The sequence below is a fragment of the Pseudoxanthomonas sp. CF125 genome (assembly GCF_900104085.1).
Lineage (GTDB): Bacteria > Pseudomonadota > Gammaproteobacteria > Xanthomonadales > Xanthomonadaceae > Pseudoxanthomonas_A.
In genome coordinates this window covers 448,432-474,204 of the sequence record NZ_FNLD01000002.1, presented here as the reverse complement: position 1 = coordinate 474,204, position 25,773 = coordinate 448,432, and the positions used below count along the sequence as shown (strand labels likewise).

General features: G+C 61.6%; 28 protein-coding genes. 11 read left to right on the top strand and 17 right to left on the bottom strand.

Annotated elements, in window-relative coordinates; genetic code table 11:
• Positions 1-156: 156 nt before the first annotated feature.
• The 3 genes from BLR66_RS11595 to BLR66_RS11585 all read right to left on the bottom strand — a co-directional run bounded on the left by BLR66_RS11595 (position 157) and on the right by BLR66_RS11585 (position 2,283).
• Positions 157-1,149: a cyanophycinase gene (locus BLR66_RS11595; protein WP_176943855.1), complete on the bottom strand. Its 993-nt coding sequence runs from the start codon at positions 1,147-1,149 to the stop codon at positions 157-159.
• 128 nt (positions 1,150-1,277) lie between these two features.
• Positions 1,278-1,760 (bottom strand): hypothetical protein, encoded by a 483-nt coding sequence (locus tag BLR66_RS11590; RefSeq protein ID WP_143014629.1) that lies wholly within the window; start codon positions 1,758-1,760, stop codon positions 1,278-1,280.
• 124 nt (positions 1,761-1,884) lie between these two features.
• Positions 1,885-2,283: a hypothetical protein gene (locus tag BLR66_RS11585; RefSeq protein WP_093286275.1), complete on the bottom strand. Its 399-nt coding sequence runs from the start codon at positions 2,281-2,283 to the stop codon at positions 1,885-1,887.
• Positions 2,284-2,439: 156 nt separating this feature from the next.
• Here BLR66_RS11585 and BLR66_RS11580 point away from each other — a divergent pair, with 156 nt between their 5' ends.
• Positions 2,440-2,919, top strand: a complete 480-nt coding sequence (locus BLR66_RS11580; RefSeq protein WP_093286272.1) for a hypothetical protein — start codon at positions 2,440-2,442, stop codon at positions 2,917-2,919.
• An 81-nt stretch (positions 2,920-3,000) separates the two neighbouring features.
• Positions 3,001-3,480: a YehS family protein gene (locus tag BLR66_RS11575; RefSeq protein ID WP_093286269.1), complete on the top strand. Its 480-nt coding sequence runs from the start codon at positions 3,001-3,003 to the stop codon at positions 3,478-3,480.
• An 11-nt stretch (positions 3,481-3,491) separates the two neighbouring features.
• Here the strand turns inward: BLR66_RS11575 and BLR66_RS19230 are convergent, their stop codons facing one another.
• Positions 3,492-3,632: a hypothetical protein gene (locus tag BLR66_RS19230; protein WP_176943854.1), complete on the bottom strand. Its 141-nt coding sequence runs from the start codon at positions 3,630-3,632 to the stop codon at positions 3,492-3,494.
• A 398-nt stretch (positions 3,633-4,030) separates the two neighbouring features.
• Here BLR66_RS19230 and BLR66_RS11570 point away from each other — a divergent pair, with 398 nt between their 5' ends.
• Complete coding sequence (locus BLR66_RS11570; RefSeq protein WP_093286266.1) at positions 4,031-4,396, top strand: MmcQ/YjbR family DNA-binding protein; 366 nt, start codon at positions 4,031-4,033, stop codon at positions 4,394-4,396.
• Between the two features lie 104 nt (positions 4,397-4,500).
• Here BLR66_RS11570 and BLR66_RS11565 read toward each other — a convergent pair whose 3' ends face one another.
• Entirely contained in the window at positions 4,501-7,308 is a 2,808-nt protein-coding gene (locus tag BLR66_RS11565; protein WP_093286263.1) for a TonB-dependent receptor, read from the bottom strand.
• A 205-nt stretch (positions 7,309-7,513) separates the two neighbouring features.
• Here BLR66_RS11565 and BLR66_RS11560 point away from each other — a divergent pair, with 205 nt between their 5' ends.
• The 5 genes from BLR66_RS11560 to BLR66_RS11540 all read left to right on the top strand — a co-directional run bounded on the left by BLR66_RS11560 (position 7,514) and on the right by BLR66_RS11540 (position 12,919).
• Positions 7,514-9,007: a glycoside hydrolase family 30 protein gene (locus BLR66_RS11560; RefSeq protein ID WP_255402479.1), complete on the top strand. Its 1,494-nt coding sequence runs from the start codon at positions 7,514-7,516 to the stop codon at positions 9,005-9,007.
• Positions 9,008-9,112: 105 nt separating this feature from the next.
• On the top strand, positions 9,113-10,141 hold the full coding sequence (locus BLR66_RS11555) for a LacI family DNA-binding transcriptional regulator (protein WP_093286260.1): 1,029 nt from the start codon (positions 9,113-9,115) through the stop codon (positions 10,139-10,141).
• Positions 10,142-10,145: 4 nt separating this feature from the next.
• Positions 10,146-11,390 carry a cation:proton antiporter gene (locus tag BLR66_RS11550; RefSeq protein WP_093286257.1) on the top strand — a complete coding sequence of 415 codons (1,245 nt, stop codon included), beginning with the start codon at positions 10,146-10,148 and terminating at the stop codon, positions 11,388-11,390.
• A gap of 86 nt (positions 11,391-11,476) precedes the next feature.
• Positions 11,477-11,905 (top strand): VOC family protein, encoded by a 429-nt coding sequence (locus tag BLR66_RS11545; protein WP_093286254.1) that lies wholly within the window; start codon positions 11,477-11,479, stop codon positions 11,903-11,905.
• A 120-nt stretch (positions 11,906-12,025) separates the two neighbouring features.
• Positions 12,026-12,919, top strand: coding sequence for an endonuclease/exonuclease/phosphatase family protein (locus BLR66_RS11540; RefSeq protein WP_255402478.1), 894 nt, complete (start codon positions 12,026-12,028; stop codon positions 12,917-12,919).
• A 58-nt stretch (positions 12,920-12,977) separates the two neighbouring features.
• Here BLR66_RS11540 and BLR66_RS19225 read toward each other — a convergent pair whose 3' ends face one another.
• The 7 genes from BLR66_RS19225 to BLR66_RS11505 all read right to left on the bottom strand — a co-directional run bounded on the left by BLR66_RS19225 (position 12,978) and on the right by BLR66_RS11505 (position 18,274).
• Positions 12,978-13,289, bottom strand: coding sequence for a DUF6970 domain-containing protein (locus BLR66_RS19225; RefSeq protein WP_176943853.1), 312 nt, complete (start codon positions 13,287-13,289; stop codon positions 12,978-12,980).
• 267 nt (positions 13,290-13,556) lie between these two features.
• Entirely contained in the window at positions 13,557-13,916 is a 360-nt protein-coding gene (locus tag BLR66_RS11530) for a glycine zipper 2TM domain-containing protein (RefSeq protein ID WP_093286251.1), read from the bottom strand.
• Positions 13,917-14,067: 151 nt separating this feature from the next.
• On the bottom strand, positions 14,068-14,502 hold the full coding sequence (locus BLR66_RS11525) for a DUF6326 family protein (protein WP_093286248.1): 435 nt from the start codon (positions 14,500-14,502) through the stop codon (positions 14,068-14,070).
• Between the two features lie 155 nt (positions 14,503-14,657).
• The gene (locus tag BLR66_RS11520; RefSeq protein ID WP_093286245.1) at positions 14,658-15,917 is read right to left on the bottom strand and encodes an MFS transporter; all 1,260 of its coding nucleotides are present in this window, start codon (positions 15,915-15,917) and stop codon (positions 14,658-14,660) included.
• Between the two features lie 283 nt (positions 15,918-16,200).
• On the bottom strand, positions 16,201-16,647 hold the full coding sequence (locus tag BLR66_RS11515; protein ID WP_093286242.1) for a hypothetical protein: 447 nt from the start codon (positions 16,645-16,647) through the stop codon (positions 16,201-16,203).
• Between the two features lie 519 nt (positions 16,648-17,166).
• Positions 17,167-17,697: an SMI1/KNR4 family protein gene (locus BLR66_RS11510; protein ID WP_093286239.1), complete on the bottom strand. Its 531-nt coding sequence runs from the start codon at positions 17,695-17,697 to the stop codon at positions 17,167-17,169.
• Positions 17,698-17,761: 64 nt separating this feature from the next.
• Entirely contained in the window at positions 17,762-18,274 is a 513-nt protein-coding gene (locus BLR66_RS11505; RefSeq protein ID WP_093286236.1) for a DUF695 domain-containing protein, read from the bottom strand.
• 1,793 nt (positions 18,275-20,067) lie between these two features.
• Between BLR66_RS11505 and BLR66_RS11495 the strand changes: the two genes are divergently transcribed.
• Positions 20,068-20,403: a phage integrase N-terminal SAM-like domain-containing protein gene (locus BLR66_RS11495; protein WP_255402469.1), complete on the top strand. Its 336-nt coding sequence runs from the start codon at positions 20,068-20,070 to the stop codon at positions 20,401-20,403.
• Here the strand turns inward: BLR66_RS11495 and BLR66_RS11490 are convergent.
• Positions 20,400-21,755: an ATP-binding protein gene (locus BLR66_RS11490; RefSeq protein ID WP_093286225.1), complete on the bottom strand. Its 1,356-nt coding sequence runs from the start codon at positions 21,753-21,755 to the stop codon at positions 20,400-20,402. The two genes, BLR66_RS11495 and BLR66_RS11490, sit on opposite strands and share 4 nt — an antisense overlap.
• Complete coding sequence (locus BLR66_RS11485) at positions 21,752-22,417, bottom strand: response regulator transcription factor (RefSeq protein WP_093286222.1); 666 nt, start codon at positions 22,415-22,417, stop codon at positions 21,752-21,754. Before BLR66_RS11485 ends, BLR66_RS11490 begins: the two co-directional genes overlap by 4 nt.
• A gap of 119 nt (positions 22,418-22,536) precedes the next feature.
• On the opposite strand from BLR66_RS11485, the gene BLR66_RS11480 reads away from it, so the two are divergent.
• The gene (locus BLR66_RS11480; RefSeq protein WP_093286219.1) at positions 22,537-23,109 is read left to right on the top strand and encodes a GNAT family N-acetyltransferase; all 573 of its coding nucleotides are present in this window, start codon (positions 22,537-22,539) and stop codon (positions 23,107-23,109) included.
• Between the two features lie 73 nt (positions 23,110-23,182).
• Positions 23,183-23,983 carry a MipA/OmpV family protein gene (locus BLR66_RS11475; RefSeq protein WP_093286216.1) on the top strand — a complete coding sequence of 267 codons (801 nt, stop codon included), beginning with the start codon at positions 23,183-23,185 and terminating at the stop codon, positions 23,981-23,983.
• Between the two features lie 32 nt (positions 23,984-24,015).
• Here the strand turns inward: BLR66_RS11475 and BLR66_RS11470 are convergent, their stop codons facing one another.
• The 3 genes from BLR66_RS11470 to BLR66_RS11460 all read right to left on the bottom strand — a co-directional run bounded on the left by BLR66_RS11470 (position 24,016) and on the right by BLR66_RS11460 (position 25,770).
• Complete coding sequence (locus BLR66_RS11470) at positions 24,016-24,456, bottom strand: SRPBCC family protein (protein WP_093286213.1); 441 nt, start codon at positions 24,454-24,456, stop codon at positions 24,016-24,018.
• A gap of 113 nt (positions 24,457-24,569) precedes the next feature.
• Positions 24,570-25,028 (bottom strand): SRPBCC family protein, encoded by a 459-nt coding sequence (locus tag BLR66_RS11465; protein ID WP_093286210.1) that lies wholly within the window; start codon positions 25,026-25,028, stop codon positions 24,570-24,572.
• A 64-nt stretch (positions 25,029-25,092) separates the two neighbouring features.
• Entirely contained in the window at positions 25,093-25,770 is a 678-nt protein-coding gene (locus BLR66_RS11460; RefSeq protein WP_093286207.1) for a Vgb family protein, read from the bottom strand.
• Between the last annotated feature and the right edge of the window lie 3 nt (positions 25,771-25,773).

Below are 25,773 nucleotides of genomic sequence, written 5' to 3'. Positions count from 1 at the left end.
ACTCGTCCCTCCTTGTGAAAGTGAGGCAAGTGTCGGCGCCATCGGGTGAATCGGACCTTACGGAATCGTTATCCGTTCATCGCCCACGGACGCGGTTAAGCAAGCGCCACACCTGCCCAGCCGCTCCTCCTTATCAATTCATCAATAAGGAGAGCCTCAATAAGGAGAGCCGCCCGCCTGGGAGGAACCCAGCACGCCGGCTTCGACGGACACCATATACGTCGTCCCGCCCACCGGCATCCAGTTGGAGAGATCGAAACCGTCGCCGGCGGCAATGCGCGCGACGCCGATATTGCGGTAAGTCAGCGGTTGCTTGGCTGCGCAAACCTGCGGCATTCCCGGCGCCTGCAGGAAATAGACCTTCCCCGAACCCACCACGCTGGCGTAGCCGCCATTGGCCACCAGCAGCGCGGTCATTTCGTCCACGGCGATGCCGCGCGGCGCGGCGCTCCAGCCGTAGGCCGCCACCCGGCACAGGAAGGCGATGTCGCGACCCATGCGGTCGCGCGCGGCGAAGTGCGGATCTCCGATCACGCCCTGCAGCGACGGCACGCCAGCGAAGTCGCGATCGAAAGTCATGTAGCGGTTGAATGGATCGGCCACGGCCTGGCTGCTGGTCACGCCCTGACTGGCCTGTGCGGTGTAGACGAACTGGGTCAGCACGTTGAGTCCGGCGCTTGTTCCACCCACCGGCACGCCTTGGGCGATGCGCGCGTTGAGCGTGGACTGCACCGGGGTGTTCTTCCAGAAGCCGATGTAGTTGGACTGGTCGCCGCCTGCGATCCACACCACTTCGGCCTGGGCGATGATCGCCGCCACCGCCGGCAGATTGGCGGCCGCAGCGCTGGGAATGATCAGCGTGGCGACCGAGTTGGCATTCGGACACAGATCGCGCACATAAGGGTTGTAGGCATCGGTGCCGGTGGCGCGGATCACCAGGAAGTCGCCGTTGCCGCCCAGACCGCACAGCCATTGGAAAGCCTGATCGACGTCGGTCCCTCCGCCCATCAGCACCACGCCGGGAGTAGTGGCCGGCGCTACATCGGCGGCATTGCCGACGCGTAGATAGGTGTAAGGCGGAGCTTTTGCGGCAAGCGCGGGAGCGGCCAGAACGAAAGCGGACAAGAGCACCAGCAGGCAACGCAGCATGGAATACCTCGTAGTCGGAGCGATCTGTGCCGGAGTGTGCATAGGTCTCACCGGCTATACAAGCTGCGCTGCGGGGGTAGTTCTCCGTCCATCGTTCGATTGCGTACGGATCGCCGTGGACAATGCGATCACCATTCGATCAATCGGGAGCGGTCCCATACCGCGACCTCTCTGTCCGTGGCCTGGTCGTAGATCGAGAACTTGAGCGTCCTGGATTCGTCGCCGGACAGGAAGAAGCAGGCCGTGTCGCGCGCAAGCGATTCCTTTGCCTGTCGTGCGCTCTTTTCCCATTCGGGCCCGACCCAGAGTATCGGACGGCCGTTGTCGGCGGAGGCATTGATCACCATTCCCGACGGGATGCCGGCTTCGAGTTTGGTACGGCACTCCTGCATGCGCGCCGCGGTCTGCGCCGGGTTGGGCTTTGCGGCGTCCGCCGCAGAGGGGGGCGCAACGGCGGACGTCGCGGGAGCGTCGGCAGCAGGCGAACATGCGCCGAGCAGGAACAGGACCGAGAGTGCGGAAATCGCAGCGCCGGTCTTCAGCGACTTATGCGATGTGAAGCCAGTGTGCAGCATTGCGGCGCATGGAAGCTGTGGCCTTTTCCGATCCATTCCGGTCTCCTGGCTATTAGGCGCATCCTGACCAAGGCTTCCGTCCGATTCAAGCCATCCCTTTCCAAGCTACCTTCCGTGGCAGCGGCGGATCCACGCGCACGGCAACAGTACCGAAACTGGCTCAGCCGACCTGCGCGGCCAGTTTCTTCGGCGCCAGCAGGCAATAGCTTGCGGCAAGGAGGTCGGACACTTCGTCCCAATCTGTTTCCGCATCGATCGCCACGCCGGCGATATCCGGCCACCACACTGGCTTAAAGAAGGGCGGCTTGGAAAACCGAGGCGCTTCGAGTCTTGCGCTGGAGCGGAACGTCAGCACGGTCATGGGCCCTTCGGATTTCGCGGCGCGCGCATAGGCCGGCGGCCAGCCCGAATCGATCACCAGCACATGGGCGAAATTCTTCTTTCGGATCATCCAGCGCGTGCCCACCCAGGCCTGCTCTTCGCAGGCTTCTGGAAATTCCAGGCAGATCGCGCGCAGGCGGGAGACGATCGGTTCGGAGACGGTAGCGCGGGCGCTCACTTCATCTTCCCTCCGGAAAGACCCGGCAGCGACTATAGCTTTTGCGGGCAGCCCCAAAAAGCTTTGTTTTGCACAAATTGTCCGCTTGCCGTTCGCCTATTGGAGCGGCTGCTCCGATCGGATACGTTCGAAAAGACGACCCCGGACAAGAACGATATGACGACCCACCGACTGTACGCGTTGGCTTGCACCGCCCTGCTGACCATCTCCCTTGTCGCCAAGTCGGCCGATGCGCCGACGCGGACCGCAGACATCCTTGCCCAGCAACAGACGATCCGCGCCGACATGAAGGCCAAACGGGATCGCTACGCGAAACTGCCGCGCGATGCGCAGAAATCCGTTCTGTCCGATCAGGAAAAACTGGAGAAGCTGCTGGAAGGCAGGACCGATACTTCGCAACTGGCGACCGCCGATCAGGCCGAAGTCCGTAGATTGATGGCGCGGATCGAGGCGACCATCAGCAACAACCAGGGCGAACGCCTGGTCTGCACGCAGGAGGCCAGGACCGGGAGCAATTACGTCACCCGCGTCTGCCGCACGCCCACCGAGATCCGCGCACGGAAAGAAGCCGACGAGAAACTGCTCAAGGAAGAGGCCTCCCGATTGAAGTGCACCGAGGCCGCCGGCTGCGTCTGAGGAAATCGCCGCCTGCACCGTCCTGCGGCCGACGGTAAACTGTACGCTGCCTGGGTAGCCCGGGCGGCCCACAGGACGGACATGATCAACAACGATGTGATGCGCAGCATCCGCTACATGCTGGACCTCGGCGATGGCAAGGTGGCCGAGATCATCCAGTTGGCCGATGCGGATTTCCCCATCGAGAAGGCGCACGTGCACGCGCTGCTTAAGAAGGAGGAGGAAGACGGGTTCGTCGCCTGCAGCGACCGCGTGCTCGCGCATTTCCTCGATGGACTGGTGTTCTACTACCGCGGGCGGGACGAAAGCCTGCCGCCGCGTCCCGTGGAAACGCGCATCACCAACAATGTGGTGCTGAAGAAGCTGCGTGTCGCGTTCCAGCTGAAGGATGTGGACATGCATGAGGTGTTCGCGATGGCGGGTTTCCCGCTGACCAAGCCGGAACTTACCGCTCTGTTCCGCCAGGCCGACCACAAGCACTACCGCCCCTGCGGCGACCAGATACTCCGCAACTTCCTCAAGGGGTTGACGGTGCGTTTCAGAGGCAACCAAGGGAGGTGAAGGCAGCGATTCTACGTGCGCTTTCCGCCACGCAGCGCCCACCACGCACCAAGCCCCACCTGCAACGGCAAAGCGATCAGAACTCCGGCGTTGAACCAATGCGGCCAGTCGTCGCCAACCCACACCACGGCCAGTACGTCTATGACGAGCATCAGCGCGAAGAGCACTGCCGCATGCGCGCGCCGCGCGCGGGGCCAGCGTCGCCACCACCCATGCCGCCAGCGAACCGGCGATGAAGACCCAGCCCAGATCCCAGGCCAACCTGGCTTCACCACCCGCGGGAAATCCCGTCGAATCGGCCAGTGCGCCGCCGGCCAGATTGACCAGCGGCAACACGGCCAAGGCCGATCCCATTGCCAGCAACGAACGTAGCGCGAGCGAAAAACCACGCTTCAGCGACATGAAACGGCTCCCAACGGACCGGAAAAGACAGTAGCTTGAGTCAATCGACGCCCTATTGCGGAGGACCGCAACGCCTTCGGCCAGGCAAGCGATGTCGTTCGGGGAAAGCCATACTGATTACGTATCCCTTACTCCGGCTTCCTTTCTTATGGACACGAAGCAATTGAAAGAGTTCTGCGCGCAGCTTCCCGGCGCCGCCTCGCAACTGCATGACGCGCCCGCCAACATCCTGGTCTACAGCGTGGGCGGAAAACGCTTCGCCCATTTCAAGACCAGCCAGCCCGAGCAATGGCGTTTCAGCATCAAGGTTTCGCCGGATCGCTTCCTGGAGCTGACCGATGTCCCCGGCATCAAGCCCGCACGCTGGCTGGCCCGCTTCCGCTGGATCACGATAGTGGATGTGGCTAGCGTGCCGGACGACTATCTGTGCGAACTGGTGCAATGGTCGTATCGCAAAGCGCTGGATTCGTTGAGCAAGGCGCGCAGGGCTGCGATTTTGTCGTCTTCATACTGAAATGGCGGATCTACCGCTGCGTTCAAGGGTCGCGCTGCCGGAGGTCCTTCACGGCAGCTCGCCTGCAGACAGCGAATGTCTGCGGGCGAGCTGCAGGCGGCCGATTACAGCTTGTAGCGGAATCCGATCAGATACTGACGACCGTACTCGGTGTACTCCTCCGGGAAGAACAACCCGGTACCTGTCGATTCGCTGACCTCTGTGCGGAATGGTTCGTTGGTCAGGTTGTTGGCCTGCAACAGCACCGATAGTCCGCTGAGCGGGCTGCTTTCCGGGAAGTCGTAGTTCAATTGCAGATCCAGCGTGCGCTCGCTCAGCGTGAAGCGATACTGGCGCTGGCCGAACAAAGCGCTGTACTCACCACGGTAGCGGTCGCGATAGCGCTGGCTCAAGCGTGCCGAGAATCCGTGCTTCTCATAGTACACCGTCGCATTGGCCACGATCTTGGACAGGCCGGGGATGGTGTCGGTGCCCAGACTGCTGTCGTTCGGATCTGGATCAATGGAGGACTCGGTGTAGGACACATTGAGCTGAGCACCGAAGCCGTCCAGAGCCGGATGGAAGGTGTTACCCGAAAGCGCCGTACTCAACTCGACACCGCGCATGAGTCCGCCGGTACCGTTGGCCCAGGTGCTGAAGTTGCCGAAGTTGGATACCGGTACAGGGCCATTGGGGTCCGGTGTGTACTCGCTGAAGTCCCAATTCGGGAAGTTCTGGCGGTAGATGTAAGTTTCCAGCTCCTTGTAGAAAAGAGCCAGTCCCACGTAGTTGCCTTCGCCGAAATACTTCTCGAAAGAGAGGTCGAAGGCGCGGGCACGGTACGGCTCAAGCGTCGGGTTGCCGCCGCTACCGGACCATACGAAGGGCGCGGTAGTGCTGACGCCCGCGCTGCTGTCCGCGCTCAGGTAGTTGATCGGCGGGCGCATCAAAGTCTTGGCTGCGCCGAAACGGAGCATCCAGCCGTCGCCGAAATCGGCGACCAGATTCAAGCTGGGCAGGATGTCGCCGTAGCTGGTGCCCAGGGTCTGCGAACTCAGCGTCGAGGCGGCGTTGAAGCCAGTTGATTCCTGATCCGTGCGGATGTACTGCACGCCGGCGTTGCCGCGCAAGCGGATGCGGTCGGTGAGGTCCATATCCAGGTTAGCGCGGAAGTAGAACGTCTTCACGTCTTCCTCGACGGTGAAGTCCTTGCGCAGGTCGTCGTTGCTTTCGCTGACATAGACGTCGTAGTACTCGTTAAGCAGTCGTCGCGGATTGAAGCTCAGCACATCACCCATGCCGACGAATCCCAACGACGTCGGAGAGTTCAAGTCCGAAGGATCCACCAGCTGTGGTGCGCGGCCATTGGGCAGATCGGCGAAGTAGACCGTGGCCACCTTTTCCTTGGTGCGCTTGTTGAAGTTCACACCCACGTCGTAACTGCGCAGGAAATCCGAATCGACGGTGCGGTTGAGTGCCAGCCGGAATGCCTTGATGGTGTCTTCCTGGCGCGAGTCCTCCAGGCGACCGTCGTGGCCGTAGTGCTGCGGATCCCAGAGATACACCGCGTTGGGATCGGCCATGTCTGGCAACGAATACTGATTGAAGCCAGGGCCAGCGCCCAGGTTGAAATCGATGCTTTGGCCGTCCAATCGTCCTGCATACAGTTCCAGCACCGACTGGTTGCGCTCGGCGCGCGAATAACTCAAGTCGGCGCCCAACGTGTACTTGTCCCATTTGAAGGTGTTGGACCAACCGGCCGAGTACAGTTTGTCTTCGCGCGTGTTGCTGTCGTTGCGTACGATCGGTTGCACGTTGTTGAGTGTGCCGCCAGTGACCACCTGGTGGCCGTCGATGGTTGTGGTGGTGGCGTTGCTGTAGGTGACGCCCGCGCCGTTCTCGCCGACGAACCAGGGATCATTGCTCCACATGGTCCCGTGCATCACCTCATCCTGATCGAACTTGGAGTAATACAGGTCCAGGATGCCGTGATAGGTTTCGTTGGGTTTGAATTCCAGCACGCCCATCACACCGTCGCGGGTAAGGTCTCGCGATTTCACCCAGCCTTCCGAACCCTGCAAAGCGATCGCGTTGGCCGGACGCCCGGCCTGCGGCGGATCGCCCCAGTCCACCGCATCCAGGTCCGCCCACCACCAGGCCTTGTAGTGCTCTTCTTGAAACGGCGAGCTGATCCGGGCGATGCCGAGGGCAACGCCAACGGTGTTGTCGGCGAACTGATCCACATAGGACGCGCTGGCACGATAACCCTTGTCGTCGCCGTCGGCGCTGACCTCGCCCAGCGAGTTCTTCTCGCCATGGCCGCTGAACACGATACGACGTTCACCAAAATCCAGCGGACGGATGGTTTGCAGGTCCACGGTGCCCGACAGACCCTGCCCGATCAATGCCGCATCGGGCGTCTTGTAAACGGTGACCGCGTTGATCAATTCGGCAGGATATTGGTCGAATTCCACGCCACGGCTATCGCCGGTGCTGACCTGCTCGCGTCCGTTCAACAGCGTTCCGGCGAATTGCTCCGACATGCCGCGGATGTTGATCACCTGCGAACGTCCGTCCACGCGCTGCGTGGCCAGACCAGGCAATCGGGAAATGGAATCGGCGATGCTCAGATCCGGAAGCTTGCCGATGTCTTCGGCGGAAATGGCTTCCACTATCGAGTTGGATTCGTTCTTGGTTTCCACCGACTTGGCGATACTCTGCCGGATGCCGGTCACCACCACCGCATCGAGCGTATTGACGTCCTGCTCCTGCGCAGAGCTCTCTGTGGCAGTCGTCGTCGCCTGCTGTTCCTGCGCCTGCGCCCATTGCGCAGCGAACAGTCCCAGGCAACAGGCGGTAACCAGGATTCGTTTGCGCGGGCCCGTTTGGCGCACGCCGGAAGTCATCGTCGTATTTTCTCTTGCAAGAATCATTAGGCCTCTCCCGCCATAGCTGACAGCGCTGTCATATAATCGGCGAAAGCGCTTGTCAACAATCGGTTAAGTATGGCGCGGCGTTGTGCGCGCAGACCTCGCTGCAGCGGGCGTTCCAATAGTGATAGCGCTATCTATTCGTTGCGACGCACCATGCACGCGCGCGCACATGTAACGTTACACAACGCATCACGCGGGAGAATCGATGAACGTTTCGCACCGTAGCCGCAATACAGGATCCGGGCCGGTTTTGTTGCTCCTTTCGCTGGCGCTGATCAATGCCGCCTGCGCCAGCCAACCCCGAATTCCGGATTCACGCATCTCGAGCGGCGCCGCGGAAGTTCAAGCCTGGGTCACCACTTCGGACCACCGCTGGGCGCTGCGGCCCGTGGAAGTGCGTGCGGAACATATGGAATCGGCGGACGCGCCTGCCGAGATCGAAGTGGACTCCGACCAGCGGTACCAGCGCATGCTCGGCTTCGGCGCCTCCATCACCGACTCTTCCGCCTGGCTGATCCAGCACAAGATGAGCTCCGCTCAACGGACAGCACTGCTGCAGGAACTGTTCGGGCGCTCGGCGGACGGCATCGGCCTGGAGTTCACCCGTCTGACCATCGGCGCATCGGATTTCTCGCGGTACCACTACAGTCTGGACGATCCTCCCGACGGCAGGCCCGATCCACAGCTGCGGCATTTCAGTATCGGCCCCAATCTGTCCGACGTGGTGCCGGTGACGCGCCAGGCACTTGCGGTCAATCCGCGGCTGCAGGTGATGGCCTCGCCGTGGAGCGCGCCCGTCTGGATGAAGGACAGCGGCAGCCTGATCAAGGGCGGCCTTCGTCCCGAATACTACGACGCCTTCGCGCGTTACCTGCTCGAATACGTCGACGCCTACGCGGCAGAGGGCATTCCCGTCTTCGCCCTGACGGTGCAGAACGAACCCGATTTCGAGCCCGCCGATTATCCGGGCATGCGTCTCAACGCACCCGCGCGTGCACGACTGATCGGCGACCACCTGGGGCCATTGATCGCCGCACGCGGCAAGGGTCCTTTGATCTTCGACTGGGACCACAACTGGGACAAGCCTCAGGAACCGACCGCCGTATTGTCAGATCCCGCCGCGGGCCCCTACGTAGCCGCAGTGGCTTGGCATTGCTATGGCGGCGATCCGGCCGCGCAGTCCAGCGTGCATGCGGCGTTCCCGGACAAGGACGTCTACATGACCGAATGTTCCGACGGCACCTGGGAACCGGTGCGTAGCGGCGGCCTGCCTCTGCAGGCGAAGCAGCTGATCGTGCAAGCCACTCGCGACTGGGCACGCGGCGTATTGTTCTGGAACCTGGCCCTGGACGAACGCGGCGGTCCGCACGCGGGCGGCTGCGATACCTGCATCGGAGTGGTGACCATCGATTCGGCGACAGGCCGTGTCAGCCGCAACAACGGTTATTACGCGCTCGCCCACGCCAGCCGCTTCGTACGCCGCGATGCCTACCGCATCGCTTCCACTGCGACCGGCGATGGCCTGGACAACGTCGCCTTCCAGAATACCGACGACGGCTCGGTGGTGCTGATAGTTGTCAACACCAACTCCAGGGAGCGCAGCTTTTCGGTACGCCAGCAAGACCGGCGTTTCGGCTACACGCTTCCGGCCAAGAGCATCGCCACCTTCCGCTGGCCTAGCTCCATCGGCCAGCCATGAGCGCAAGCGAGCGCGAATATCCCCAAGCGCTCCTTGCGCTGGCAGAATCGCTTGACCCGTGCCGGCCGTCCAGGGACTGGTTTACTTAAGGAGAGGGGCCAGGAAATGCGTAGTCGTATCGAGGATGTGGCCGCCGCCGCCGGCGTGTCGATGAAAACGGTGTCGCGGGTGCTCAATCACGAACCCAATGTGCGCGAGGAAACGCGCGATCGCGTCATGCGCGCGGTCGAGCAGTTGCAGTACAAGCCCAATCTTTCCGCCCGCAGCCTGGCCGGGCAGCGCTCCTATATGGTGGCGCTGGTCTACAACAATCCCTCGCGCAATTATCTGATGGAGATCCAAAGCGGCATGCTGGAAGCCTGCCGCGCCAACCATTACAACCTGGTCCTGGCCCCCGTGGGTTCGGGCAAACAGCGCATCGCGGACGATATCAAGGGGTTTTTCGAATACTTCGGTCCCGACGGCGTGGTGCTGATTCCTCCGCTGACCGACGACAAGGTCGTGTTGGGTTATCTGGAGCAGCACGCGGTGCCGTTCGCCTGCATCGCTCCGCGGAACCCGCAGACGCGCATCGGCGTGATGATGGAGGAAACCGCCGCCGTGCTCGAACTCCTGGCGGGATTGATTGCGCTGGGCCACAGGCGTATCGGGCATATCAAGGGCCCACGCTCGCACGGCGCCTGCCAGTGGCGCTATGCGGGATACCGCGAGGCATTGCGCAAAGCCGGCATCGCCTACGACGCGCAGCTGGTGACACAGGGCGAATTCTCTTTCGAATCCGGAATCGACGGAGCCAACCGGCTGCTCGATCTGGCCGATCCGCCCACGGCGATTTTCGCCGCCAACGACGACATGGCCGCAGGCGTGATCCGGGCGGCTGGCGAACGCGGTCTTGCGGTGCCTCGCGATCTGTCGGTCTGCGGTTTCGACGACACCCCCATCGCGCGCCATATCTACCCTGCCCTGACCACGGTTCGGCAGCCGACTGCGGAAATGGGCCGGCTTGCGACTCTGCAGCTGCTCGAGCGTATCCGTGCGCCGAATGCCGGCCGCATGGTCCACGTCGAACACACCTTGCTGTTCCGCGAATCGACCAGGCCGCCGAAGCAACCCGCGCCGGTTCCTGTAGGCTGAGCCCATGCACGCGATTATTGCCACCGCCGCCGACGCGCTGATCTTCATCCTGCTTGCCTGGACGCTATGGCGCCTGCTCGGCCGCTCGATACCGATAGCGGTGGTCCCGATCATCATCGGACTGGTATTGGCGGCCACCGGTTGGTTGCCGGCCTCGCTGGGCGTGCCGTCTGCGATCGGCGACAAGCTCGGCTGGGCCGGCGTATTGTTGCTGGCGTTCACCGCCGGGCTGGAAACGCGTCATTTCGCCCAGGTCGATTCAGCCGCCGGACTGCCGGTTGCGTCGCGCAATTCGGTGTTCCGGTTCGTCGCCTGCGCGGCACTCGCGTTGCTGCTGCCTTTCCTGGTCGGCGCGGTGACGGCCTACCATTACTTCGCGGTGTTGCCGAACTGGGCCACGCCCAATGGCGACCGCACGCTGGGCGCGGTCGCCATCGGTCTTTGCGTAGCTGTCAGCGCCTTGCCAGTGCTGATTGGCATCGTGCGCGAGCTGGGACCGCTGCATCGCCCGCTCACCCAGGTGGCGGTACGCATCGCGGTGATCGACGATGCGGTGCTTTGGGTCGGGCTGGCCTTATTGCTGCTGGTGGCAGGCGGCGATGCTTCTCTGTCCGGCGGAACGCCGCTGCACCTGCTGGCGCTTGCGGCGCCGGTGGCGATGGTGGTCCTGGGCGAAACCAGCCGCCGCAACCACTTCGTTCCGCCAAGCTGGGCGATCTGGTTGGTGCTGCCGCTCTATCTGATCGCCGGTTCCTGGGCCAGTTCTCATCTCGGCCTGCACGCCTTGCTCGGCGCGTATTTCGCCGGCGCGATGCTGCCGCCGGCATGGACGCGGAAGTTGCCGGTCGAAGGCATGGGCAGGTTCGCCCTGCTCGCCTTGGCGCCGCTGTTCTTTGGCCATAGCGGCCTGAAGATCGACGGCGACGCGCTCGGCTGGGCTTCCCTGCAGGCATCGCTGGCGTTGCTGGCGGTGTCGGTGGTCGCCAAACTCGCGGCGGTGCTGATCTGTCCGCCTGCATCGAAGCTGTCGCGACGCGAAACACTTGCCATCGGCGCGTTGTTGCAGTGCAAAGGACTGATGGAAATCGTGGCCGCCACGATCCTGCGCGACAAAGGATTGCTTTCCGAACATGCCTTCGCGGCCCTGGTCACGCTGGCCGTGCTTTCCACCCTGCTCACCGGCCCGTTTTTTCGTTTCATGCTGGGCCGCAGGGGCGAGCAGACGCAATCCAGCAGCCAGCCCGTCTGAGGCCGTGGCGGGGTCAAAATTCCGTGAAGGAATTCGTCCATGCCCGCGTCTAAGATTTGCTCCCCCTCTAATGCCCAGGAGCGCTCATGGAAACGCAGGAACTGCACCGCGGAAGACTGATCGACCATATCCAACTCGTAGTGAAGGATCTTGCGGCAAGCCGGAAGTTCTACGAGGCCGTATTCGCGGAACTCAACATCCCCATGAGCGGCTCGGGCGAGGATTTCTTCTGGGCCGACGAGTTGTTCATTTCCACACCGGACAGCGAAGCGGCGCAGGGCGAACTGACCGGCCGCCACCACCTGGCCTTCCAAGCGAAGGACAGGGCCATGGTCGAGGCGTTCCATCGGGCCGCATTGAAGAACGGTGGACGCGACAACGGCGCGCCCGGCCTGCGCCCTTACCATCCGGGCTACTACGGCGCCTTCGTGCTGGATCCGGACGGCAACAATATAGAAGCCGTGTATCACGGAGAAGCGCAACGGAGCGCGCCCTCGGTCAAGGTGACGTTCTAAAGACAAGACGCATCGTCCACTGCTTGGGCTGTACTGCGATGCGGCACGTGCGTTGCGCCCCTTTTTCCTGACGGCACGTGTACTAGACTCCCGTCGATCCCCGCCGCTTCGGTTGCTCGCATGTCTCTTTTCTTTCGCGCTTCGCATGCACCCCGCAATACCACCGGCAACCGGATCGGGTTGCGCTTGCTGATGTGCCTGTCGGTCTGGTTGTTGGCCTGCGGGCCGGCGATGTCGCAGCCGCTTCGGGTGATGACTTTCAATGTGCGCCTGCTGACCGACAGCGATGGCGCCAACCGCTGGGAGGCCAGGCGCGCATTGATGGCGAAGGTGATAGCGCACGAGAACCCGGACCTCATCGGCACCCAGGAGCTTTTCCAGCGCCAGGGCGACGAACTGGTGGCGCGGTTACCGCAGTACGCGTGGTTCGGCCAAGGTCGCCGTGGCGGCAGCGGGGATGAGCACATGGGCGTGTTCTATCGCAAGGATCGGCTGCGGATGCTGACCACCGGGGATTTCTGGCTGTCCGACACGCCAGAAACGGTGGGCAGCATCAGCTGGGGCAACCTGTACCCGCGCATGGTGACCTGGGCGCGCTTCCAGCGCATCGCCGATGGCGCGACCTTCGTCCTCTACAACACACACCTGCCCTACCGCGAGGAAGACGAGCCCGCCCGCGAACGCGGCGCGGCGCTCATTCTTGCGCGCTTGCGGCAACTGTCCGCCGATGAGCCGATCATTCTTACCGGCGACTTCAACACCGCGCCGGAGGGTCCCACGCATTCCTTGTTGACCACCGTGCTCACCGACGCCTGGACGGCGGCACCGCGGCGTCTTGGCCCACCGGACACGTTCCACAACTTCACCGGCAAAGCCGACCAGCGCATCGACTGGATCCTGTTCCGCGGACTGCAGGCCAAGTCGGCCAAAACCGTAACCACCCATCGCCGTGGCCGTTATCCCTCGGATCATTTCCCGGTGGTGGTGGACTTCGAACTCGCCGCCGGGAAGTAGATCGCACGAACACTAAGCCGGCGTCGCCCATGTCGCCTGTGCGACCGATGACCGGGCTTCAGTTACGCATCAGGCCAGGCGGGTCGTCGGTCTGGGAAGTCGAAGCGGGATGCGACCAAACCAGTGCGGCTTTCGTTCCCCGGTCCATCGGCTGCGGGCATTTGCCGTCGCCCCTGCCGGTGAAGCCGCCCGAAGGATTGCAGATCTCGGTTCCGCCCGCGTCGAACAACGGGTTGTACTGATCGCAACAGGGCGAATACAAATAGTAGGCAGCCTGGCCGTTGTGGGTGATCCGCCAGATGCCGAGCGGCGCGCGATCGGCCGGCAACGCTTGGTACTGTCCGATCTTGACGCGGAGCCATTCGGGCAACGAAGTGGATGATGGCGAAGGCTGCGACGTTGAGGCGGCCGGAGAAGAAGGCGACGGTTTCTGACGCGCGTCGCCCGCGGCGCACCCAGCGCATAGCGTCGCCAGAAGCAGTGCGATGGTCGGAACAGATCGGGCGGCGGAATGCAGTCGTTTCATACGTCCCTCATACAAACAGCGATGCAGGGATTGTAACGGCGGCACGGAAGGGCGGGTGCGCCCGCCCTTCCCTGATTGCAACCGCTGGCCATGGGACTCCGGCGCTGAAACTCAGCGGTAAACGCGCTCGCATTGACGCTCGACTACGCGGTCGCCCTTTTTTTCCTGGGCGTTACCCTGCACCTTGCGTCCGATCAGACCACCGGCCACCGCACCGCCGACCGTGGCGACTTTCTTGCCGTTGCCTTTGCCGACCTGATTGCCGAGCAGACCACCCACCACCGCGCCGGTGGCGGTACCCAGGATGCGGTTGGAATCCTTGCTGCTGCGCTGGACTTCGACGTTCTTGCACACCACCTTGCTGCCGTCGTTGAAACGGCGGCCTTCGTCCTGCGGACCGTATTGCTGGGCGAACGCGTTGGCCGAAAGCAGCATCGCGCCAGCCAGCAGAACCGTACGTATCGTCTTCATGTCCCGACCTCGCCACTCGTGTACGAAACGGCATTGTTCGCCTGCAATCGACAACAGCGCGTGAAAAAAACGGTTCTCGCACCACCGCGCGAAGGCAATGGTTCAGCCGGTATCCGCTTACCGTTTTCGGATTACCGCTTGGTTCGGCTCTCTACGGCGTCTGCCGCCGGGGCCAGGTCCACGCATGCCAGACGATCAGCAGAGTGAGCAGTACTTCGATCACACCCATGAAGATGTAGAAGGTCGGCGCGCCGCGCATGGTCATCAGCATGATCGCGGTATACGCCAGGCCAAGCAGAAGATTGAGCCAGCGATTCAAGACTGGCGGCATCGCCAGCGACAGGAACACCATCACGCTGGGAACGGCCATCATCGCCGAGACGCCCACCAACACGCCCTGCGTAGCTTCGCCCAGCGGCCCGATCTTCCCTTCCATCATTTCGGCGAGCTTGCCGTTGCCATAGAGACCGAAATAGTCGCCGTACACGTAGCAGAACATGACCGAAGCCCACAACGCGGACAGCTTCGTTTTCACGTTGACTTTCTGATCTTCCAGAACCGTCTTCCCCACTTTCGACGCATTCATTGACGTAGTCTCCCGAGGCGGAATTCCCGCAGACTAGAGCATCGGGTCGGCGCCAGGACGTGGCGAAAGTCACTCACCCTCAGGTGTGCTGGGATATAACGCGGGGAGCCGCGACGGAAGATCGGTTTACGTCGCGCTGTGGTCCGTTGGCGTCGTCAGGACGACTCGCAGGCGACCGGAGCCGGCGGCTCGTCGGCAAGCGCGCGCGCTGCGTGCGCTGTCTTGCTGGCCCACACATAGATCAACAGTCCGATCACTGCCGTGGCGGCGCCGACATAACCTGTCGATGTCCAACCATAGCCGGCGACGATGGCCATGCCGCCCAGCCAGGGGCCCAGCGCGTTGGCGGTGTTGAACGCGGCATGGTGCGAGGCCGCCGCCAGCGTCTGCGCATCGCCGGCCACGTCCATCAGATGCGACTGCAGGATCGGCCCCAGCGCGCCCATCAGGCCTATGGCGACGGTCGCCAGCAGCAGGGTCGGCAGCCACTTCGCCATCAGCGGGAACAACAGCAGCATCGCCAGGGCCCATGCCAGCACCACCCACGCGCCGCGCAGTTTGAAACGGTCGAACAGCCAGCCGCCGGCGAAATTGCCGATCACCCCGCCGACGCCGAATCCGACCAGCCCCAACGGAATCCATGCCGCCGACACCCGCGTCACTTCCAGCATCGTCGGTGCCAGATAACTGAAGACGGCGAACATGCCGGCGAAACCGATCGCGCCTATTCCCAACGCTTGCCACACGGGCAGCCGGTTGAACGCACGCAATTCGTCCAGCGGTTTCGCCTTCGGGCCATCGACATGCGCCGGCAGCCATACCGCAAGCAGTACAGCAGTAGCCACCGCGATCATCGACACCGCAGCATAGATCCAGCGCCAATCGACCAGTTGCCCCACCCACGTCGCCAGCGGATTGCCGATCAGGATCGCCAGGGTCAGGCCCAGCATCACGATGCTGACCGCACGGCCGCGCCGGTGCGGCGGGCTGATCGCCACCGCCGTCAACGCCGCCACGCCGAAGTAGGCGCCATGCGGCAGGCCGGCGATGAAACGGAACAGCAGCAAGCTGTGGTAGGTCGGACCCAACGCGCTGGCCAGATTGCCAAGCGCATAGAAACCCATCAGCGACAGCAGCAACGTCTTGCGTGTCCAGCCGGCGCCCAGGATGGCCAGCAACGGCGCGCCGACCACCACGCCCAGCGCGTAGGCGCTGATCAGGTGGCCCACTTGCGGTTCGGTCACACCGAGCGAGGCCACCATGTTGGGCATCAAGCCCATGCTGGCGAATTCGCTGGTGCCGATGGCGAAGCCGCCCAGGGTCAGCGCGAACAGGATCAGCCCCACTTGGCGTGGCGTCAGATCTGTATTGGTATTGGGCGCACCGGTATTGGGGATGAGGGAATCTTGGGCCATACGGCATTATGCTGCGTCGCAGCAAACTGGTCGAGCCCGTTGCTGGAACGCTGCATTGAGGCGATAGCCAAGGTTTCGCACCGCAGATTGCCCGATGCGCATCTAGCGATGGCGCTCTCGCCACCCAGCCTGCACTAATAAACGGCAATCAACTGCACACGGGCGCCAAATGAACCGAACAGCCGCGTTAGGCGGGACAGGCGAGAACCCACACCCTGAGTTCAGCTTTTGGCTAGCAGTTCAATAACCGCCTCCGGCCAGAAGCAGTCATTTAACGCCTGAATTAAGCCGAGCCGCGAAGCGGCTTCGGCTTGAATGAATTGTCAGGCGCGTTGCCTATGAACTTTGACAGCATCCACACGGCAACTGGCAATGAGGCAAGAAGTAGTAGGTAAGTAATCCAGATGAGGAGACCGTATGAGAAGGCTGGCAGACCAACCGTCACCGCGCCCGCAATGGCAAATGACACAAGCGCCAGCAGCGTATTGGCCTGGATGTGACGTGCCCCAAGCCGCCATAGCGCCCAAGCTGCCGGAAGGCACAAGATCACGTTGATAAGAAAGTCGGTTGACGCGATGACCGTCCAGAAGCCAGCACCTCTCAGCCCGCTCTTGGCCAGCAGGCTGGGAAGTGGATTCATCGCTGCGATATATGCCCAGCACCAGGTAAGTAGGAGCGCCAGCCCGCCGCCGATTGCAATGGCAATGATTGCGGATACTTTCCGTGACATGCGATTACCTCCTAAACGCGCCTAACGCCTGAGTTAAGGGGACAGACATCGGCACGATGGCTGTTCCCCTTGAATGAATAGTTAGGGCTGCCTAGCCGACTCTAGGGCGGCCCGCAAGGGAACTCGTAGTGGACCCCAAGATACCAAACGTGGAGAAAGCTTGGATCGATTCGCGTGGTCAGTCCTGGGACTGCAACCGTGCCCAAATCGTGCCAGTCGGGACCAGGTGCTCCGTCAACTTGGTATTGGGACACGGCTCCATCGACGGCTCGAAAATTACTACCTTTTCCGCACCCAGGACAACGTAGCCACCAAGAGCCTGGTATTGGGAGAGCTACGGTGCCGAATTCTAGTGCCTGCTTCGGTGTCAGTTTGGTAGCGCAGTGGGGGCATGCAAGCTCGAACATATGGCCTAACGCCTGAATTAAACCGGCCCGCAATGGACCGGTCCCGAAGCCGATAATACCCAGAATCAACCGAAGTTATCGAACCTGATGCGGGCTCGGCTTGTATGAATTGCTAGGTGCCATCCGCGAACACCTCGAATAAATCTTTGCCGTCTAGCCATGCCTGAAAGTAAGTGACCAACGAGGGAGCAAACGGAATAAATGAATCGCTCCAGGACTGCCCTGGCTCATGTGGATTCGGCTCGAACCAAACAACAGCCCCGGCTGGGTCAGAACAGTCAATGCAGTGGAACATTGCGCAACCAAGATGCCCAATGGGAAGGAGGCCAAATGGCCATTGCCAGAGCGGATCATCTGGATCGCTCTCCCGGTAGGTCATGTAGAGGCCAACTGCGTCTTGGCCATCCTCGTTGCGAGGGCCGCCATTTAGTCCAAGTAGGCCGTATGAGTATCCAAACCCGCCATTTGCGACCTCGGAATAGATGCGCCGAAGTGAGTCTGGAAGCTTGAAACCTAAAGATGCTTCAGCAAGCTCAATCTCGCTGAGACTAAGTGGTGGAGCCAGTCCGCCAAGCAGAGAATCATCTGCGTAAAGCGAAGCCGCAGCTTTTCTCTCTTTGAGCTCAGCGATTAACTCGTCCATGCCGCCTAACGCTTGAATTAAGCCGGCCCGCGAAGCGGCTTCGGCTTGAATGAATTGTTAGGTTTCACTCCGCGACACCGGGAAGAATGTTGTCGTAGAAAGTAGACCACTCTGGGTCGCTCTCCGTAGATATATCGATTGGGTAGCGGTCTTTCTCTTGAGGCATTTCGGTAAGACGACGACCGAACTCAGAGACATCCGGCGTGTAGAAGAGCCACTCTCTTTGTCCGTCATTGGTGAGGACGGCAACAAGCACAGCTGTTTGGCTCGGCTCTACGGCTGCAACTAGTCGGTCCTCAAAGACTCCCATTTGATCGCTTGCATCAGAACCCGGCATACCGCTGGTGTTGGCCTGATATGACCAAACCACCCTAACAAGGCGAGGGTGAGAGCTTAGGTCTGGCTTATTGAGAAACTCATCGCGGAACCGGATTACAAGAGGTTTGTCGTTGTGCGTGCCCTCAGCCAATGACCAACGATCATTCTCGACAATATTCGGGATAGTTAATGGCATGGCTTTACCAGCAAAGGCCGACGGCATGGTGAATAAGGCAATGAAGAGCAACAGAAGTCTCATGTGAAACCTAACGCCTGAATTAAGCCGGCTCGCAGCAGGCGGCGACTGGGTGCAAATATAGCCGAAGGCGCGCACTTAGGCGCCGCCCTGATGTGGGCTCGGCTTGAATGAATTGTTAGGGCCCGCCACAGTGTCTAAGCTGACGCCACAGTGGGGACAATAATTGATGCGGTACTTGCCGCTACCGAACTTGATGCGAAAGAAGCCAACCTTGTAAAACGGATACTCGCAAAGCGGACACACAATCCGCCCCACTAATAGCCCGTACGGAATGGCGATAGCCAGGCAGGCCAGTGGAATCCAGATAATCCGCGAGAAATCCTTGGGTAGAAGTGCGAGGCCTGCGAATACGAGAAGGCACGCCCCGAGCCAGCAAAGGTGACTCCTTACGATTTCTGCCCACAACGCATTACGGAGCTTCATAAGGGGCCTAACGCCTGAATTAAGCCGGCCCGCCCGACCAACTGCCCGCTCGGTGCCGTAACGATGCGGGCTCGGCTTGAATGAATTGTTAGGGAATGGGTCGTTGAGCTACATGCCGTTTGACCGCTCTTAGAGTGGGACCGTTTATGTCCCATAGCAAGAATATGTAAAAGCCAAGTCCCCCCAATACTCCTGCCAGCCACGGCCGTGCCCCAAGCCAAGCTGGAGCCAGGCTTGATATGACGAAGACGGTTGGTAGCACGAACAAGATGGCCGCCGCTGCCCAGAATCTGAAACGTGCCCCCTTATCGAACTCGCGGGCCGCGCTCGTGATCAACTGACGCTGATCAGCTTTGCTCATGCCTTTGAGACCTGGGTACTCGCTGATGCTGAAATACATTGCCTAACGCCTGAATTAAGCCGAGCCGCGAAGCGGCTTCGGCTTGAATGAATTGTTAGGCCGCTGCGCCGGACTTGCGACGCCAAAGCCGGGATAAAGCATAGATGCCTCCAGCAGAGAACAGTACACCGACTACCGGTGCCACGAACATTGCGACACCCAATGCAACGTAGGCGGGCGCATCGCATGGTGATGGACAGTTTGCCGGTGGCGCGAACACACGCAACAGAGCAAAGACTGTCGCAAGGCAGCCGAGCAGGAATGAAGCCAGCCCTGTCAGTGCGAAAGCGAGGAATCTAAACATGGAGGTGACGACGCGCGGCCCACTGCCGGGCGACTCAGGTAATTTGCTGGGCGAGGCTTTATAAGGATTGCTCACAGTGTCCCTAGCGGCCTAACGCCTGAATTAAGCCGACCCGCGAAGCGGGTTCGGCTTGAATGAATTGTTAGGCCGCAGCCTAGCGGAACCTCTTGATGCACGCTCTTGCCACATAAGAAGCCAAGCCTCCGACGACGATAGAAATGCCTGCGACAATCAAGGCAACGCTCGTAGCGCTCGGCGGTTCGTTTATGCCATTGGGTACGCCCGAATCATGAAATTGGAAGTAGATAAGAAATCCGAATGCAGAGCCAAAGATGGCAAAGACTATGCCCGCGAGAAGCTGAAAACGAAGTATGGCAAGGACAGTCTCGCGTCTCATTGTTTCTGCGGCCTAACTATGATTAGACCCCAAAGTGGGGTGTAGCGCGGATTGTGGGTGTGGCCTGGGGGCTCGTCAATCAGGCTTTCCCCATACGACAAAAAAGGTTGCGGCGATTTCTCGGATCGGCAGGGCATGGGGCAATGCGGGTGTTTAACGGCAAGAAGGCCGTCTAATTCCCACGGTGGAAGATGTCGCGGTCATAAGCAAACCAGGATCCGTAGTGCCACCGGCCCAGACTGTTCGATGAAGTTCGGCGCAGATTGCGGGTGAAGCACTACAGTTTGTGGGCGGAACAGGCCTATCCGTATTGGGTTCGCCGGTATATCCAGATCAACGGATGCCGGCACCCACACGAATTAGGCGGCAAGGACATCGAATATTTTCCGAGCGATCTGGTCCAGCGGCACCGAGTTGCCCCTAGCACCCAGAATCAGGTCTTGGCCGCCTTGCTGTTCTTGTACCGGGAGGTGCTGGCCCTGGATCTCGTTCCAACCACATGCTGGACTCAAGGCCTAGGCTCTCGCCTGTCCAGGCTGGTGCCGCTGTTCAGTTCTGCTGACAGAGGTTTCCAGTTGATTTGGCGGCCATATCCAGTTGCTTAGTGTTCCGCAGCTGCACCGGCGAAGAAAACGGAGATAGCAAAGCCGCGGCCTTTGAGTCCTGGCCCCACCTCGATGCATGCGCCATGCGATTGCGCGATCTGCGCGACCAGCGACAAACCGATTCCGCTGCCGCGGCCCGTGCTGCGGGGCGCTCGATAGAAGCGGTCGAAAATGCGGGCACGATCTTCTTCCGCGACACCGGGGCCATCGTCAGCCACCTCCAGACGCATGCCGCGGATATCGTTCGACCGCCCGGGCCGGCACGACACCGCGATCTGCCCGCCTTCGCCGGCGTAGCACACCGCGTTGTCGATCACATTGCGCAACAGGATGCCCAGTTGATCGATATCGCCCAGGATCGCGCCCGGCTCGGTCTGCAGCGAAATATGCTGCCCACGGTCCCGGGCCAGCGCTTCGAAGTCGCGAACGACCAGCACCACCAGCTCCGACAGATCGACCTGGCCGAACCCTTCCGTACTGGCGCCGGCATCCAGCCTGGCCAGATCCAACAGTTGTTCGGACAAGCGGGCGCTGCGTTGCACGCCGCTGCTCAAACGCCGCAACGCGGCATCCTTTTCCTCGATGGTGGTGGCGCGCAGGGCGACATCGGTATGCGCGGCCAGCACCGCCAAAGGCGTCCGCAGTTCGTGCGCGGCGTCGGCGGTGAAACGGCGCTCGTTCTGCACGGCCGCGTCGACGCGCGCAAGCAGCTTATTGAACGAATCCACCAGCGGGCGCACTTCGGTAGGCATGGCCTCGGTCGGCAAGGGAGTCAGATCCAACGGCCGCCGTGCCAGCAAACTGTCGTGCAAAGCGGTCACCGGCGCCAGCGACCAGCGCACCACTATCCAGATCATCAATCCCAGCAGCGAGAAGATCAGCGCGGCCACGGCCAGGCTGAGGCGTTTCAAGTTGTGCAGCTCGCGGTTCAACGTGGCCTGGGTGCGCCCGACCTGCGCCACGATGCCCCGTTTACGGTCGGTGATGCTGTAGACGCGCCACATATCGTCGCCGATCCGATGAGTGCCGAAACCGTCGCGGAAATCCGGCTTCAACGGTCCAGCGGGCGCGGCCGGAGAATGCACCACGTTGCGTCCGTCCACCCAGACCTGAAAACTCATTTTCCCGTCCTGGAACCTGGACGGCTGCGGTTGCGTCGGAGCATTGGGCAGCTGGGTAACGCTGTCCGGCATGGACCGCAGCACTTGCGTTCCGATATCGCGCAAAGAGGCGTCCCACAGACCGGTCTGTTCGCGATTCATTTGCATGGCCTGCCAGCACAGCCAGGTCATCCACGACAGCACGATGCACAACAGCAATGCGAGGGTCAGGCGCCCGCGAATGGAATTCATGCGCCGTTGCCGCCCATCCGGTAGCCGAATCCATGCACGGTCACGATCGCCTCTTCGCCCAGCTTTCGCCGCAATTGGTGGATATACACCGCGATCGTGTTGCTCTCGATCGTACCGGAGGAACCGTATATGCCCTCCTCGAGTTGCTCGCGGGTGACGACCCGGCCCTGCCGCTCCATCAGCAGCATCAGCGTGCGGTACTCGTGCACGCTCAGCGCCACCGATTCGTCCCGGTGCGTCACTCGCCGTTGCGCCGGGTCCAGCTTGATCCCGTTGAAGGTCAGCACCGGCGACACCCGGCCCTGGCTGCGCCTGATCACGGCCCGCAATCTTGCGAACAGTTCGTCCAATTGGAAGGGCTTGACGATGTAGTCGTCGGCCCCGGCATCGAGCCCGCCGATGCGGTCGGTCAGTTTGTCGCGCGCGGTGATGATGAGCACCGGCGTTGCGTCGTAGCGGGCCCGCAGATTCGAGAGCACGCTCAGTCCCGAACCGCCGGGCAGGCCCAGGTCGAGCAACACCGCATCGTAGGGATGGTCGACCAGAATGGCCCTGGCCGCTCCGGCATCCGCCACCCAGTCCACATGCCAGCCATTCTGTTCCAGACCCGCGCGCACGGCCTCGGCCAGCATTTCATCGTCTTCCACCAGCAACAAGTTCATGACCGTAGTCTCAAGTCTTCGACGCCTGGCGCGAGCTTGCTGGGAAGCGATTAAAGAATTCTTAAAAACGACGCCACAGGATACCTCCAGCCGCCGCATGGCAGAAGGATTCCTTTCGAATGAGCGTTCAACCGCTTCGCTTGCCCGATATAGCCCCGGTAACCGTCAGGCCCGCCGTGCTCGAAGACCTGCCCCGTCTGCTCGTCCTGTGCGCCGAACATGCAGAAAGTCTCGCCTACGAGCGCCTGCCAGACGTTGGCGCGCAGGCCGACACGCTGGAACTGGTGGAAGCTTTGTTCGACACGCCCCGTCGCGCTTGGGTCTGGGTCGCCGAATTCGCCGGGGAATTGGTGGGCTACGTCTGCGCAACGGTGGATTTCTCGATTCTGGAGCGTGGCTACTACGCCAACCTCGAAGCTCCGTTCGTACGGCCCGCCTGGCGGCATATGGGCGTGGAGACACATCTGTTCCAACAGGCGCTCGTTCTGGCGGCGAACACCGGATGCCGCTACCTCCAATCGCAGACCCCGACCTGGAAAGTCCATGCCGCCCGGTTGCAGGCCGCCTCCAGCGCGAGCCGCGTCGAGATGGTGCGGTACGTCCTTCCGGCTCCGGCCAGCCAATCCCTTTGTGCGACGCCGACTGCGGCGAGCGAAACGCAACTTCCCGCCGACGACCGATGCACTTCCTAAAAGAACGCTGCTCCTTCGCGCATGAAGGAAGGAATCGCAGCGCCGACTATCCTCCCCACTGCAAGGAATTCCAATGAAAGCCGTCCGCGCTTCGCTATGCCTCGTGTCGCTCGCTCCGTTCGTCTCGTACGCGCAAGAACCGCTTGAATCCGAAACGATGGACGAACCCGCATCGCACTGGAGCCTCGGCATTGCCGGCGTGCTCAGGGACAGCGAATACGCCGGCGAAGGCAATCGGACCCTCGTCGTCCCCAGCGTGTCCTATGAAGGGGAATGGTTCTATTGGCGCGGCGCCACCCTGGGTTACCGTCTCGCCAAGACGGACCACTTCAGCGTGGATGGTTTCATCGCCGCGCGCCTGGACGGCATCGATGCAGACGACTTCGGCGTCGCTGAACTTGCCGAACGAGGCATCGACCGCGATTTACTGGAGGACCGCGACCATAGCGCGGACGCCGGACTGTCCGCCACCTGGAAGGGCGCTGCGGGAGAAATCGAACTCGATGCCAGGGCCGATATCACCGGCACCAGCGAGGGATACCAGATCGCTGTCGACTATCGCTACCCTTTCCGGATAGGCCGCGTCACCGTGAAACCCGGTATCGGCGCGACGATGCTGTCGGACGACATGGCCAACTACTATTACGGCACGCTGGACGAAGAAGTGGCTCGCGGCGTGGTCGACTACAAGCCTGGCCGCTCCACCATTCCGCATATCGGCGTCTCGGTGATGGTTCCGTTCGCCGAGCGATGGTTGTTCATCGGCAACGCCCAGCTCCGTTCGCTGCCGGATGAGATTCAGGACAGTCCTCTGGTGGAACAAGGCGCCGACAGCGTCTCGCTCCTCTTCATCGGTGTATCGCGCCGGTTCTGAATCCGCCTAGGCGACCCGACCGGGTTTCATGCTCAGCAATGCTGTTCCGCATGCAGCCGCAATACTTCCAATGTGCCTCTCCAGTACAGGTCCATATGCCGGAAGATGCTCTCGGTCGGGAAGCCGGTGATCGCCAAGGTCAACGAAGTCGTGTCGTCCATCGGCGCCAGGCTGAACTCCAGCGTGGCGTAGTTTGCGTGCTCATCTGCGGAAAGCCGCGATAACGAGCTCAGGTGGGTGTAGCTCAGCCTGGTGCGAGGATCGAACTCCAATACCGTACCGCGATTCTCGAACCACACATGGTGATGCCCACGGATCACGATCGGACCGCCTACGCTCCAATCGGTGTCTATCCCGATTTCCAGTTCCGGCTCGCCCATCCATGCCTTCATCCGTCCGGGAATCGACAGGCTGTCCCAAACAACCTCGATCGGAGCGTCGATGAGGATGGTTTGCCGGAAGGTTTGGCTCATCGGCGGATCTGGCGAGGTGCCGTAGGGCGGGTCTCGACCCGCCGGCTTGTGATTGGTTTCTGTCCAGGCTGCATGCTAACGATGGCTGCCGCTTCGCTCAAGCCATCTTGCGGTCAGTTCCAGTTGTCGATCTTGATATCGTTGGGCGAAGGCCTGCCCTCGCCTGTTTCGACCAGTTGCTTCAGGCTCAACAGGAATATCGCCCACTTCATGCTGCAGTGTTCGGTGAATTCGACCGCCTCGCGCCAGTTCCTGTGCCCGAAGCGGACGATCGTGTAGTCGTCTTCGTGCACCAGCCTGAAGACCACGTCGGTGCCTATCCATTCGTCCGGTCCCGCCGTGCAGCGCCAGTGCACCTGCTTGTCGGGATCCATGGCCACCACTCGCATGGCCATGGCGCCGATTCTTTCCCCGCCTGGCGTCATGAATTCGAAGTCGATCGTTTCGCCGGGTTCGGAAACTCCGGTCGTGGCCGCCGTCCACCAGCCCGCAACGCCCTCGATCGTCGATAGCGCCGCATAGACCTTGGACAGGGGCGCCTTTATTCCGACGCGATGAATGATGTCGGTCATGTTCCTGCTCCTTCCACTGTTTGAATTCGAATAGGCAACCGCGGCTGCGGCTGCGCCGGCGCGATCAGGCGACGGCTGTTTTCGGACGCCGCACCGCGCGTACTTTCCCGCTGGCCCCACCGCCGCAGTAGAAAAGGTTTTCGCCGTCTGACTCGAGGCCGCTGATGCCGGTACCTGCAGGCATTTCCAGCCGTTCGAGCACTTGGCCGCTATCCGGATCAATGCGGCGAAGTTCGCTTTCTTCGCCTTCCCAGGTGCCGTGCCATAGCTCGCCATCGACCCAGGTCACGCCGGTGACGAAGCGGTTGGATTCGATAGTGCGCTTGACCGCGCCGGTGGCAGGGTCGATCTGACGGATCTTGCGGTCGCGGTACTGGCCCACCCACAGACTGCCCTCGGCCCAGGTGAGTCCGGAATCGGAACCATGGCCCGGGGCTGGGATGGAGGCCACCACCTTGCCGGTGGCCGGATCGATCTTGTCGATACGCGCTTCGGCGATTTGATAGAAATGGGTGCCGTCGAAAGCGGTGCCGGCATCGCAAGCGACGTCCAGCGTGCGCGTGGGCTCGCCGCTTTCGGGATCGAAGGCGATCAGACTGGCGCCGGTGGCGGCCCAGACGCGGCGGCCGTCGTGGGTCACGCCGTGCACTTTCCCGGCGTCGCTGAAGGGCCCGTATTCGCGCACGATTTCGGCCGGGCGTAGCGCGGGCTGCTGGGCGGTTTTGTTTGCGGAACTTGTCATCGT